The organism is Microbacterium proteolyticum (assembly GCF_030818075.1).
In the GTDB taxonomy this organism is placed as follows: domain Bacteria; phylum Actinomycetota; class Actinomycetes; order Actinomycetales; family Microbacteriaceae; genus Microbacterium; species Microbacterium proteolyticum_A.
Map to the genome: position 1 here is coordinate 3,739,484 of NZ_JAUSZZ010000001.1, position 13,061 is coordinate 3,752,544.

10 protein-coding genes are annotated in these 13,061 nt (G+C 72.1%); 2 read left to right on the forward strand and 8 right to left on the reverse strand.

Annotated elements, in window-relative coordinates; all coding sequences use genetic code 11:
• Window positions 1–57: 57 nt before the first annotated feature.
• Together QE392_RS17355 and QE392_RS17360 are read right to left on the reverse strand one after the other, a co-directional pair.
• The gene (locus tag QE392_RS17355) at window positions 58–987 is read right to left on the reverse strand and encodes an NAD(P)/FAD-dependent oxidoreductase (protein ID WP_307453925.1); all 930 of its coding nucleotides are present in this window, start codon (window positions 985–987) and stop codon (window positions 58–60) included.
• Between the two features lie 642 nt (window positions 988–1,629).
• Window positions 1,630–2,592, reverse strand: coding sequence for a glycerophosphodiester phosphodiesterase family protein (locus tag QE392_RS17360; RefSeq protein WP_307453927.1), 963 nt, complete (start codon window positions 2,590–2,592; stop codon window positions 1,630–1,632).
• A gap of 142 nt (window positions 2,593–2,734) precedes the next feature.
• Here QE392_RS17360 and QE392_RS17365 point away from each other — a divergent pair, with 142 nt between their 5' ends.
• Together QE392_RS17365 and ligD are read left to right on the forward strand one after the other, a co-directional pair.
• Window positions 2,735–3,604 (forward strand): Bax inhibitor-1/YccA family protein, encoded by an 870-nt coding sequence (locus QE392_RS17365; RefSeq protein ID WP_307453929.1) that lies wholly within the window; start codon window positions 2,735–2,737, stop codon window positions 3,602–3,604.
• A gap of 1,164 nt (window positions 3,605–4,768) precedes the next feature.
• Complete coding sequence (gene ligD / locus QE392_RS17370) at window positions 4,769–6,001, forward strand: non-homologous end-joining DNA ligase (RefSeq protein WP_307453931.1); 1,233 nt, start codon at window positions 4,769–4,771, stop codon at window positions 5,999–6,001.
• A 58-nt stretch (window positions 6,002–6,059) separates the two neighbouring features.
• Here the strand turns inward: ligD and QE392_RS17375 are convergent, their stop codons facing one another.
• From QE392_RS17375 to QE392_RS17400, 6 genes are all read right to left on the reverse strand, one after another.
• On the reverse strand, window positions 6,060–7,421 hold the full coding sequence (locus QE392_RS17375) for a glycosyltransferase (RefSeq protein WP_307453933.1): 1,362 nt from the start codon (window positions 7,419–7,421) through the stop codon (window positions 6,060–6,062).
• Window positions 7,418–7,870: a nitroreductase family deazaflavin-dependent oxidoreductase gene (locus QE392_RS17380; RefSeq protein ID WP_307453936.1), complete on the reverse strand. Its 453-nt coding sequence runs from the start codon at window positions 7,868–7,870 to the stop codon at window positions 7,418–7,420. Before QE392_RS17380 ends, QE392_RS17375 begins: the two co-directional genes overlap by 4 nt.
• A 1,085-nt stretch (window positions 7,871–8,955) precedes the next feature.
• Complete coding sequence (gene guaA, locus QE392_RS17385) at window positions 8,956–10,536, reverse strand: glutamine-hydrolyzing GMP synthase (protein ID WP_307453938.1); 1,581 nt, start codon at window positions 10,534–10,536, stop codon at window positions 8,956–8,958.
• Window positions 10,533–11,054 (reverse strand): DUF3817 domain-containing protein, encoded by a 522-nt coding sequence (locus QE392_RS17390; RefSeq protein ID WP_307453940.1) that lies wholly within the window; start codon window positions 11,052–11,054, stop codon window positions 10,533–10,535. Before QE392_RS17390 ends, guaA begins: the two co-directional genes overlap by 4 nt.
• Before the next feature lie 10 nt (window positions 11,055–11,064).
• The gene (locus QE392_RS17395; protein WP_307453942.1) at window positions 11,065–11,934 is read right to left on the reverse strand and encodes an SURF1 family protein; all 870 of its coding nucleotides are present in this window, start codon (window positions 11,932–11,934) and stop codon (window positions 11,065–11,067) included.
• Window positions 11,935–11,945: 11 nt separating this feature from the next.
• The gene (locus tag QE392_RS17400) at window positions 11,946–13,061 is read right to left on the reverse strand and encodes a GuaB3 family IMP dehydrogenase-related protein (RefSeq protein ID WP_307454186.1); all 1,116 of its coding nucleotides are present in this window, start codon (window positions 13,059–13,061) and stop codon (window positions 11,946–11,948) included.

Consider the following 13,061-nt stretch of genomic DNA (forward strand, 5'->3'; position numbering starts at 1 on the left):
CGCCGTACTCGCCGGGGCCGCGTGCGTGAGCCGACCTCCGTGCCGGAGCATTCGACACTAGGATGCCGCGAGCGCCCGCCCCAGCGCGTCGCCCGACGCCCAGGCGGTGCGCACCGCGGCGCTGTCGCCCCAGGCGTCGCCGCAGGCCGACAGCCCCGGGGAGCGGAAGAACGGCTCCCCCGTCGTGCCCGCCGGGCGGGCGAACGTCCAGCGGTGCGCGTGGACGGCGACCGGCTCGACGTCGATGCGCAGCAGGCGCCGCGTCGCGGCCAGCACGGGCGCGATCGCCGCGTCGGGGTCGTCGAGGTGCCGGCGCGCGCGGTCGGCGGTGGTGTGCACGACGAGCACGGGCGCTCCGTCGCCCCGGCGGTCTCCGTCGTCGGCGAGGAACGACACGTCGGCGTCGCCGTCGGCGAACGCGCCGTGCAGATCGGCATCCCACTGCCGTTCGTCCCATCGCAGGACGACCGCGATCACCGGCTCCCACTCCTGCGACCCGCCGGGGGCGTCGCCGGTGAGGCGTGCGGCCTGGGGCGCGGGCATCGCGAGCACGACCTCACCCGCCTCCTCACCGTCGACCTCGTGCGGCGCCACGCGCTCGACGACGCGCTCGGACGACACGTCGAGCCCCTCGGCGAGATCCAGCGCGAGCGTGCGGAGCCCGAGGGGCGCGGCCCACCGCATCGGCCCGGGCTTGGAGGTCTGTCCGCCATCGGGGTCGATGACCTGGAACGTGTCGGTCCAGGGTCGGGCGAGCTCGCGCTCCTCCCACTCCGCGACGACGTGCCCGAATCCGTCGGCCTCACCGACCACGATGTAGGACGCGCCGAGATCGACCGGACGCCCGTCGATGGTGCGACTCGACAGCCGCCCGCCCACGCGGCGCCCGCGATCGAGCACCCGCACCGAGCGCCCGGCATCCTGAACGGCCCGCGCGCACGCGAGCCCCGAGATGCCGCCGCCGACCACCGTCACGTCCACCGTCATGCGGTCATCCTCGCGGAGCGGGCGCGGCCGCGAGGCGGGGTTGCGCGCCGGGTGCGAGACGCAAGGCGGGGTTGCGCGGCGGGCGCGGCCGCGAGGCGGGTGGCGCGGCGGGCGCGAGGCGCAAGGCGGGGTTGCGCGGCGGGCGCGGCCGCGAGGCGGGGTTTACGCGGCGGGCGCGAGGCGCAAGGCGAGGTTGCGCGGCGGGCGCGAGGCGCAAGGCGAGGTTGCGCGGCGGGCGCGGCCGCGAGGCGGGGTTGCGCGGCGGGCGCGCGCGACCCCGAACCCCGCAGCGCGTGCGCAACTCCGGCGATCCGTGCCCGCGGAGGCCCTATGGGCCCGGGAGGGGACGCAACCGGCCCGGTTCTCCGGAGTTACGGACGCGGACTCGACCCGCGCCCTCAATCCGCCCTGAGTCTGGCCGCACCTCGCTCGCGCCCGCCTGTCCGCCCGACCCTCGTGCGGAACTCCGGAGAATCCGCCTGGAACGGCGCCGGGGCCTGCAGAATTCGACGAAACCGCCCCGGTTTTCCGGAGTTCGGCCCGCCGGCCGCGCTCCACCGCCCCACCCGCCGAGGCGCGCCCCGCCCCCGACGATCCCCTCCGCGAGCACTCGTCGGAAGTCCGTCGGCCCCTGACCCGGACTCAGTCCCGGAAGAACTCGACGCCCAGATCCGGGTGGTCGACGAAGACGCCGTCCAGCTCGGCCGCGCGCAGCAGGGCCCACTCCCGCGGCCAGTCGCCGAATGCGCCGTCGCCGCCGGGCAGACGATGAGCGGGGAGGAGGAAAGCGTTCTCCGGCCGACACGTCCACGCGAAGACCCGCAGCCCGCGCTCGTGCGCCGCGGCGACGAGGGGCGCCGCCCGGTCGGGTGCCAGCAGGAGCTCCTTGTCGACGCTGATCCCCTCGACCTCGGCGGCGAGCGCGTCGAGGCCCGCGGGGGTCAGCATGGACGCGTACGTCGCCGCCTCCGCCCCGTCGTGTTCACGCAGATCCCACGGCGCCCCGGCCGCCTCCACGAGCTGCACGAGCGGAACCCGGATGCCACGCTCCCGCAGCCGTGCGAGCACCCCGGGCTCGAACGACTCGATGATGAGCAGCTCGGCGGCATTCGTCCATCCCGCCTCCCGCAGCTCCGCCGCGACCAGCGCGGCCATGTCGAACCCGAGCCGGGCGAAGGATGCCGCGTGCTTGATCTCCAGGATCACCCCGACGCCGCTCGCGCGCGCCAGGTCAAGCACGTCGCGCAGGCGCAGGATCGGCTCGGTGTCGTCGTGCGTCGCGCTCTCACGACGGAGGGCCGGAAGACGCTCCCGACACCGGAGGGTGCGCAACTCCTCCCAGGTGAAGTCCTCGGTGAACCATCCCGTCACCCACTCTCCCTCGACGAGCTTCGTCGTGCGGCGCTCGGCGAACTCGGCCTTCATCGATATGTCGGTGGTGGCGGCGATCTCGTTCTCGTGCCGCACCACCAGGACGCCGTCGCGCGAGGGGACGACGTCGGGCTCGACGGCATCCACGCCCGCCGAGATCGCGCGCTCGTAGGAGCTGCGCGAGTGCTCCGGCAGAGAGCCGGGCGCTCCACGATGACCGATGACGAGGGGCATCCCGGAAGAGTACGGGCGGCGGGTGAACGACAGTATCGCTCAAAGCAGAATCCCAGTCAGCCCCGGGATTCCTGCACGCTCCTCGGCTAGTGTTGTCTGACAGCACGGTGCTGTGATCACCATCTTTGGAGTGTGAGTTCCCGTGGCCCTCAACAACCCGGCATTCAACAACCCGGCGTTCCAGGACCCTCGAGCCGGTGGCGCCCAGACGCGCTACAGCCCGCCCCCGGCCGTCGACCCCGCCGCCGCCGCAACGATCGAAGGCGCCTACGCGGCCCCGTCCGCGAGCGCCGTCGACACCGGCCGGATGACGGTCGAAGACACCGTCATGAAGACGCTGGCCCTGTTCGGCGTGCTCGTCGTGACCGCCGTCATCGGCTGGATCTGGACGATGAGCGGCGTCTCCGCCGCCAACCCGTCGCCCAGCGTCGCGCCGATGATCATCGGTGGCCTCGGCGGTTTCGTGCTGGCGATGGTCGCCGTCTTCAAGAAGAAGCCGTCCGTCCCCGTCTTCGTCGCCTACGCGGCGTTCGAGGGCCTGTTCGTCGGCGGTATCTCGGCGTTCTTCGAGTTCCAGCTGCCGGGCATCGTCGTGCAGGCGACGCTGGCGACCCTGTCGGTGGTCGGTGTGACCCTGGCGCTCTTCGCCAGCGGCAAGATCCGCGCCTCGGCCCGCGCGACCAAGATCTTCATGATCGCGATGGTCGGCTACCTCGTCTTCAGCCTGCTCAACGTCGGCCTGATGCTCTTCGGCGTCCTTCCCGACGGCATGGCGTTCGGCCTTCGCAGCGCCACGATCGCCGGCATCCCGATCGGTCTGATCCTGGGTGTTCTCGTGGTCATCATGGCGGCCTACTCGCTGGTGCTCGACTTCGACCAGATCCAGCGCGGCGTCCGCAACGGCGCTCCCCGGGTGTATGGCTGGGTCGGCGCCTTCGGCATCATGGTGACCGTCGTGTGGCTGTACGTCGAGATCCTGCGCATGATCGCGATCATCCGCGGCAACAACTGACGCACCGATCCCCACGAAGGGCCGTCCCGTTCCGGGGCGGCCCTTCGTCGTTCGCCCCCGCGGCATCCGGCGGCATCCGGCCGTGCGGCGGGGCGATTCGCCGGCCCCCGGCCCCTTGGCGGGGAGACGCGCCGGTCCGGTCTTCGGCCCGCGCCCGCGCGATCATCGGCGCGGGTGCGCGCGCGGGTGCCGGCGTGGGTGCGCGCGGTCGCGCGGATGCCGGCGCGGGTGCGCGCGGTCGCGCGGATGCCGGCGCGGATGCGCGCGGGTGCGCGCGGGTGCGCGCGGGTGCGTGCTCGGCGCGGGTGCGGGCTGCCGCCCCTCACGCATAAACACATTCGGTGCGCAGAAACACACCGGCAGCGTGTTTCCACGCACGAATCGTGTTTACGCACGCGACCGAACACCCGGCACCCCGCGCACGCTACACGCCCATCCCGGCTCACACCCTCGCATGCAGACGCCCACCCCCGCACACCTGGCCGACGCCCACCGCCGCACCGACGTCCTCACCCATAAACACAATCGGTGCGCGGAAACACACCGGCAGCGTGTTTCCACGCACGAATCGTGTTTACGCACGCGACCGAACACACCCGGCGGCCCCCGCGCGCGCTTCGACGCCCATCCCCGACCCACGTCCTCGCATGCAGACGCCCACCCCCGCACACACCGACGCATGCACACCTGCCACCGGCACCCACCCTCACGCATAAACACAATCGGTGCGCAGAAACACACCGGCAGCGTGTTTCCACGCACGAATCGTGTTTATGCCCGTGACCGAACACACCCGACGCCCCCGCGCGCGCTTCGATGCCCACCCCCGCACACTCCGACGCATGCACACGTGCCACCGCCGCCCACCCCCGCCCTCACGCATAAATACGATCGGTGCGCAAAAACACAGCGACAGCGTGTTTCCACGCACAGATCGTGTTTACGCACGCGACGCGCGCCACCCGCACCGCCGACACCCCCCGCCGCGCCACCCGCACCGCCGACACCCCCCGCCGCCCCACCGCCGCGCCGCGCGCCGCGCCCGCGCCACCGCCGCGCCGCGCGCCACCCCCTCCGCCGCCACCCACCGCCGCGGCCCCGGTGCTCCACGCGTCCCCGCCGCAAGGGGTTCATCCGCGCGCGCCGCGGCATTAGCGTCGCTGCATGAGCCCCGCGAAGACCGCGCCCGAGATCCTCGACATCGACGGACACGAGGTGCGGGTCACCAGCCCCGAACGCATCGTCTTCCCCGAGCCGGGACTCACCAAGCTCGACCTTGTGCGGTACTACCTCGCTGTCGCCGACGGCGCTCTGCGTGGAGCCGGCGGCCGCCCCATGGTGCTCAAGCGCTTCTCGAAGGGCCTCGACCAGGAACCCTTCTTCCAGAAGCGCGTCCCCGAGAAACACCCGGCCTTCATCGACACCGCGATACTCCGCTACGCCTCCGGCACCTCTGCCGAAGAGACGGTGATCCGGGATGCCGCGGGCCTGGCGTGGGTCGTCAACCTCGGCTGCCTCGACCTCAACCCGCATCCCGTCCGCGCCGAAGACCTCGAGCACCCGGACGAACTCCGCATCGACCTCGACCCCATGCCCGGGGTCGACTGGTCGCAGATCGTCGATGTCGCGTTCATCGCCCGCGAGGTGCTCGAGGATCACGGCCTCGTCGGCTGGCCGAAGACCTCCGGCTCCCGCGGCCTGCACATCCTCGTGCGGATACGCCCCGAGTGGAACTATGCCGACGTGCGCCTCGCCGCCGAGACCCTCGCCCGAGAGGTCGAGAACCGCGCGCCCGGACTTGCGACGGCGCGATGGTGGAAGGAGGAGCGCGGCGAGAGCGTCTTCGTCGACTTCAACCAGAACGCGAAGGACCGCACGGTCGCCTCGGCCTACTCGATCCGCGCGCTCCCCGATGCCCGCGTCTCCACGCCGCTGACCTGGGACGAGGTGCGTGACCGCCGCCCCGAAGAGTTCACGGTGCTCACCGTTCCCGAGCGCTTCGCCGCGATCGGCGACCCGCACGCGGGTCTCGACGACGCGTCGGGCTCCCTCGACGCACTCTTGGCCCTCGCGAAGGAGCTCGGGCCGGCCGACAAGCCCCCGCGCGGGTCGGACGGCTCGGGCCGCCGCGCCTCGACCATGCCGCTCATCGAGGTCGCTCGCACGAAGACAAAGCCCGAGGCGCTCGAAGCCCTCGAGACCTGGAAGCAGCGGCATCCGGATGCGGCGGACGCTCTGCACCCCGCCGACGTGCTCGTCGACGGCATGCGCGGCTCCAGTTCGCTCTGGTACCGCGTGCGCGTGAATCTCCAGCACATTCCGGATGCCGAGCGCCCGGCGCAGGAGGAGCTGATCGCCGACTACGACCCCTGGGCCGGCCGCGCGGCCAACGCCTGACGCGCGCAGGGTCGCTCCGGAACGCGGCTCCGCGCGGCTCGACCTCCACGGCGCGGGGCTACCGGCGCCGCGCTCGCGAGAGGGCTTCGCGGCACGCGCCGGCCAGCGTCCGCATCGCCCGGGCGGGCGTCAGGGCGGCCGCGGCATCCACCGCCTCGGTGGACAGGCGCTCGCGCAGCCCGGCATCCGCCAGCACACGCCGCAGAGCCTCCGCCAGGGCGTCCTCGTCGGCGTCGGGAACGAGGATGCCACCACCGGCAGCCAGCATGTCGCGCGGGCCGTAGCGGATGTCGTAGGCCACGACGGGTGTGCCGTGCGCGAGGGCTTCGGCCAGCGCCAGCCCCTGCCCCTCGAAGGCGGAGGTCGTGAGATAGACGGCGGCGCGGTCGAGCACCGCACCCGGGTCGGTGGTCAGGCCGGGCAGCGCGACCACGTCGCGCAGGCCGAGGTCGGCGACGAGCGTCTCGAGTTCGGCGCGCTGCGCCCCCTCGCCCCAGAGCTCGAGGCGGGCCTGCGGGTGCTCCTCGACCACGCGGGCGAAGGCACGGACGGCGTGGGCGAGCCGCTTACCCGGAGCGAGGCGCCCGAGCACGACCACGCGACCGGGATCGCGCTCGGACGCCGGCACGATCTCGGCCGGTCCGACGACGGCGTGCGCCGCGACGACGTCGTTCGCGACGTCGCCGAACCGCTCGCGCACGTCGTCGCGCTGGTGCGCGGTCGGCCAGAGCACCGCGTCGAAGAGCGGCGCGATGTCGAACCAGCGCGTCCAGAGCCTGTTCAGGTCGGAATCCGCAGCGTAGGGCGGCTCGAGATGGATGGTGTGCACGGTGTGCACGATCCGGACCTCGTCGTCACCCCAGCCCACGATCAGTTCGCCGAGCTGCCGTGACTCGCAGATCACGACGATGGGGCGGTCGTCCTCCGCGCGCAGCTCGGTCGCGACGTGCGTCAACCAGGCGCGGTAGAGGGCACCGAAGCCGTCCACCACGCCGACGGCCTCGCCCGCTCTGTCGCGGATGACGATGGGAGCCCGCGAGAGGAGCCAGTCAGGGTCGACCACGGTGGGCAGCGAGATGGCGCCGCGTGCGACGTCGCGGTACTCCAGCGTCGGGTCGGCGCGACCTTCGTGGGCCGCCTCGCGCAACCAACCGGCCGCTCCCCCGGCGGGCGCGACGGCCTCGTCGAAGAGATTGCGGAAGATCTCGGATGCCGCGGCAGCCCCGCGCTCGATGAACGTCGCCCGGTGCGCCGCATGGGCGTCGACCGCCCCCGGATCGACCGTCAGCAACCGCGTGTCCGCGCCCGCCTCCGTCATCTGACGAGCCCGAGCCAGAGTGGAGATCGTATAGCCGCCGTCGAGATCGGGAATGAGCCTGCTGGACAGGATCAGGTACCAGGCGTCGGGGAACGCGGTCACGACCGCCCACCGGGCCGGATCCGGAAGACGGGGAAGCCGGGCGCGATGTCGGCCAGCCGCTCGTCGGGGGAGTTCTTGTCCACGCCCTCGAAGAACCGTCCGACTTCCCACGCCCACGCCTGGAGATACGCCCGGAGGATGGGCGGCTTCTCGGCATCCGGAATCTCCTGCGCTCGGAACCTCTCGACCGAACGACCGTGTCGGAGCTCCCCCTCCCCCGCCGCCCGCAGGTTGCGTACCCACTGGGCGTTTCCGCGGGGAGCCACGAGGTAGCGGTCGCCGTCGACGCGCAGAGGGTTCACCGGTGTCGTCCGCCACTCACCGGACGAGCGGCCGCGGACGGCGAGCACGCGGCTCCCGGCCAACGGCAGCCCGAGACGGGTCAGCCGACCGACGACGGCGTTGAAGACGCCGTCCAGACGAGACGGGCGCACGAACCTCTCGCTCATGCTCCCATCCTCTCGCACGTCTCGTCACGCGTTGCACTCGCTCACGGCGCGGGGGCGCCATCCGGCCCTCGCACGCAGCGGGGACTCACCGGCGGCACCGATCGCGAGGATCGCCGCGCAGCTGAGGGCCATCACGGTGACGCCCCACACGGGTCCCGCGGCATTCGGTCCCGCTCCGGCCAAGGGGGGACCCGACGGCCGTCGCCCCATCCCGAGGGAGGGATACGCCAGCGGCCCGGTGAGACAGTCACGAACGGCGCACGACTCCACCGGCGCCAAGCTCGCCACGAGGGCCGGTCGGGGCGCTGCAAGTGGCCCCGGGGCGCCCCACGTGACCCCGGGGCGGCGCAACCGCACGCCAACCTCCGGTCGGGGCGCTGCAAGTGGCCCCGGAGCGGCGAAAATGGCCCCGGGGCCACGCACGCGCCGTGGATCGACGCGCAGGAGCAGAAATCCCGCCCACGGCGACGGATTCCGCACCGAGGCCCGAGCGCAGAGCGCCGCCGCCGCACGACGAACGAGCACCGTCGCGGGATGGATCGAGGACGGCCCCCCCTTCCCCACATCCACACCGGCCCACGACAGAGCAACGGCGCCGCCGTGCGGTGGAGGGGTGTCGTCTGCGGTCGATCGGGGTAGGGGCCCCGCCACACCCCTTCGCGTCCAGACAGAGCGCCGCCGACGCCGGACGGCGAAGGGGCACCGTCTCCGGGTCGATCGGGGTAGGGCCCCGCTCCCACACCCACCGCCGGGCAGGCGGAGCGGGCACGCCGATGTCGACGCGAGGCGAAGTGACACGCCCTCCTGAGTCGATCGGGGTAGGGGCCCCGCCACACCCCTTCGCGTCCAGACAGAGCGCCGCCGGCGCCGGACGGCGAAGGGGCACCGTCTCCGGGTCGATCGGGGTAGGGGCCCCGCTCCCACACCCACTGCCGGGCGGGCGGAGCGGGCACGCCGATGTCGACGCGAGGCGAAGTGACACGCCCTCCGGAGTCGATCGGGGTAGGGGCCCCGTTTTCGACTCAGGAGGGCGTGTCACGGAGCCGGGAGTCAGCAGCGACGTACGGCGCGACCGACGCTCCGGCTCACTCCCATTCGATCGTCCCCGGCGGCTTCGACGTCACGTCGAGCACGACGCGGTTGACGTCTTTCACCTCGTTGGTGATGCGGTTGGAGATCTTCGACAGCACGTCGTACGGCAGGCGCGTCCAGTCGGCGGTCATCGCGTCTTCGCTCGAGACGGGCCGCAGCACGATGGGGTGGCCGTAGGTGCGGCCGTCCCCCTGCACGCCGACCGAGCGCACGTCGGCGAGCAGCACGACGGGGCACTGCCAGATCTCGGTGTCGAGGCCGGCCTTGGTCAGTTCGGCGCGGGCGATGGCGTCGGCCTCACGCAGGATCTCGAGACGGTCAGCGGTGACCTCACCCACGATGCGGATGCCAAGACCGGGCCCCGGAAAGGGCTGGCGGCCGACGATGGCTTCGGGCAGGCCCAGCTCGCGGCCGATCGCGCGCACCTCGTCTTTGAAGAGGGTGCGCAGCGGCTCGACGAGCTCGAACTGCAGGTCTTCCGGCAGCCCGCCGACGTTGTGGTGGCTCTTGATGTTGGCGGTGCCGGTGCCGCCGCCGGACTCGACGACGTCGGGGTAGAGCGTGCCCTGCACGAGGAAGCGCACCTGCTCGCCCTCGGCCTTCGCCTCGGCGACGAGGTCGGCCTGCACCTTCTCGAACGCGCGGATGAACTCGCGGCCGATGATCTTGCGCTTCTGCTCCGGGTCGCTGACACCGGCGAGGGCCTCGAGGAAGGTCTCGCGCGCGTCGACGGTGATGAGCTTCACGCCGGTCGAGGCGACGTAGTCGTTCTCGACCTGCTCGCGCTCGCCCTTGCGGAGGAGCCCGTGATCGACGAACACGGCGATCAGCTGGTCGCCGACGGCTTCGTGCACGAGCGCAGTGGACACGGCGGAGTCGACGCCGCCCGAGAGGGCCGAGATGACCCTGCCGGTCCCGACCTGCTGGCGGATGCGCTCCACCTGCTCGGCGATGACGTTGCCGCTGTTCCAGTCAGCGGGAAGGCCCGCGGCCTTGTGCAGGAAGTTCTCGAGCACGTTCTGGCCGTGGTCGGAGTGCTTGACCTCGGGATGCCACTGCACGCCGTACATGCGACGGCTGTCGTTCGCGAACGCGGCGACGGGCGTGTGGGCGGTCCGGGCGAGCACCTCGAAGCCGTCGGGCGCCCGAGACACCTGGTCGCCGTGGCTCATCCACACGTTCTGCTCGGCGGGCTGGCCCTGCAGCAGGGTGCCCTCGGTGACCACCGTGGCATCCGTCGCCCCGTACTCGCGCAGGCCGGTGTTGGCGACTTCGCCGCCCAGGGCCTTGGCCATGACCTGGAAGCCGTAGCAGATGCCGAGCGTGGGCACATCGAGGTCGAACACGTCGGTGTCGAGGCTCGGGGCGCCGTCTTCGTACACCGAGGAGGGGCCGCCCGACAGGATGATGCCCACCGGGTTCTTGGCGGCGATCTCTTCGGCCGACGCCGTGTGGGGCACGATTTCGCTGTAGACGCCGGCCTCGCGGACGCGGCGCGCGATGAGCTGGGCGTACTGGGCGCCGAAGTCGACGACGAGGACGGGGCGCTGGGACGTTTCGGTCTGTTCGGTCACCGGTTGCCTTCCGGGGCGGGAACGGGAGCGGATGCCGTGGCGGCTTCGCGCTCGGAGAGGTAGGCGCGCACGCGGCGGGCGGTGCGCACCTCGAGGATGAAGGAGAGGAACGGCACGACGCCGCCGAGGGCGAGGAAGACGAAGCGGCGGAACGGCCACCGCATGAGGCTCCACACCCGGAAGCAGGAGAAGAGATACACGACGTAGAACCAGCCGTGCGCGACGAGGATGGCCAGCGAGACGTTGACGCCGTCTCCGGTCGAGAGGATCTCGCAGCCGCTGCCACCGGGCACGAAGAGCGAGAACCACTGGCAGTCGGGGCCGGGCACGGCATCCGCGAACCACAGGAAGCCACCCGATCCGCCGAGGAACAACTCCACGTGGAGCGGCGTGTACTTCAGGATCATCTCGGCGACGAGCAGCAGAAGGCCGACACCCGTGATGATCGAGCAGATCTGGTAGAACTTCAGGGCTCCGCGGATCGCCGGGAACGAGGCGAGCTTGGGGGCGCGGGGCATGGATGCCAGTCTAGTCGCGGGATCTCGCGGCACCTGCCGCAAGCGCCTCCGCCTGCTCGTCCTCGAGGTCTTCGACCTCTTTCTCCCAGGCGTCGCGGGCGAGGCGGTACCAGAGGTAGAGCGCGAAGCCCGCGAACACCGCCCACTCGGCGGCGTAGAAGATGTTCAGCCAGTTGACCCGCGAGCGCTCGTCGGGAGCCGGGGAGGCGATGTCGTCGAGCGGCCCGATGGCGGTCTGCGACGCGATGTACTGCCGGTAGACGCTGACGCCGTCGATGTCGTGCCAGCGTCCGAGCAGCATCGCCGGCGACATGCGCACGAGCGTCTGCGGGTCGGCGCCCGCAGGTGGGACCGAGGGACCCTCGTCGGAGATGAGCCGACCGGTGACCTCGACGACCGCCGTCGGATCCGCTTGGACCTGGCGCTCGAGATCGGCGGCCGCGGCGTTCGCCTGGTCGAGGCTCGGGGTCCACCCGGTCGCCACCGCGACGGACGTCGGCTCCGCCGCACCCGCCACACGCAACTGTCCGGTGACCCAGTACCCCTCGACGTCGTCGTTGAAACGGGAGGACACGACGAGGAAATCGGATGCCACCCACGTGCCGCTCACCACGACCCGCTGGCCGACGAGCGGCTCGGGCAGGTAGTCGCCCGGCTGCACGACCTCGGCGAGCGGACGGACGACCTCCGTCATCCCGGGCTCGGGGGGTGAGGTGTCGACCGCGCGACCGAGCTGCCACTGCCCCAGCCAGGCGAGAACGCCCGCCACGACGAGCGAGAACGCCAGCAGCGCAATCCAGCGCGGCCGCAGCATGACCTCCCGCAGGGTGGGCGGGAAGATCTGCGGCGGGTCCGGTTCGGTCGCGGAGGTGGACGTCATACGATGGCGACTCAGCGACCGTACGGGGCGACGACGACCTCGACCCGCTGGAACTCCTTGAGGTCGGAGTAGCCGGTGGTGGCCATCGACTTCTTCAGCGCGCCGATGAGGTTGGCGGTGCCGTCGGCGACGGGAGCCGGGCCGAACAGGATCTGCTCGAGCGGTCCGACGCGGTCGACGGCGACGCGGCGCCCGCGCGGCAGCTTCGCGTGGTGCGCTTCGGGGCCCCAGTGGAAGCCGCGCCCGGGAGCGTCGGTCGCACGCGCGAGCGCGACGCCGAGCATGACGGCATCCGCTCCCATGGCGAGCGCCTTGACGATGTCACCCGAGGTGCCCACGCCACCGTCGGCGATGACGTGCACGTAGCGCCCGCCCGACTCGTCGAGGTAGTCGCGGCGTGCACCGGCGACGTCGGCGACGGCCGTGGCCATGGGGGCGTGCAGGCCGAGGGTCGCGCGAGTGGTGGAGGCAGCTCCCCCGCCGAAGCCGACGAGCACGCCGGCGGCTCCCGTACGCATCAGATGCAGGGCTGCGGTGTAGGTGGCCGCACCGCCGACGATGACCGGCACGTCGAGGTCGTAGATGAACTTCTTGAGGTTGAGCGGCTCGGCCACCTTCGACACGTGCTCGGCCGACACCGTGGTGCCGCGGATGACGAAGAGGTCGACGCCCGCGGCAACGACGGTCTCGTACAGGTCTTGCGTGCGCTGAGGGGTGAGGGCTCCCGCGACGGGGACGCCCGCGTCGCGCACCTCCGCGAGCCGGTCGCGCACGAGCTCCGGCTTGATGGGCTCGGAGTAGAGCTGCTGCATCCGACGCGTGGCATCGCCGTCGGGGAGGGTCGCGATCTCGGCCAGCAGCGGCTCCGGGTCGTCGTAACGCGTCCACAGTCCCTCGAGGTCGAGCACGCCGAGGCCGCCGAGGCGGCCCAGCTCGATCGCGGTGCGCGGGCTGACGACGGAGTCCATCGGCGCGCCCAGCACGGGGATCTCGAACGAGAACGCGTCAATGGTCCACGCGGTCGAGACGTCTTCGGGGTTGCGTGTGCGCCGCGACGGCACGACGGCGATGTCGTCGAAGGTGTACGCGCGGCGGGCGCGCTTGGCGCGGCCGAGATCGATCTCCAT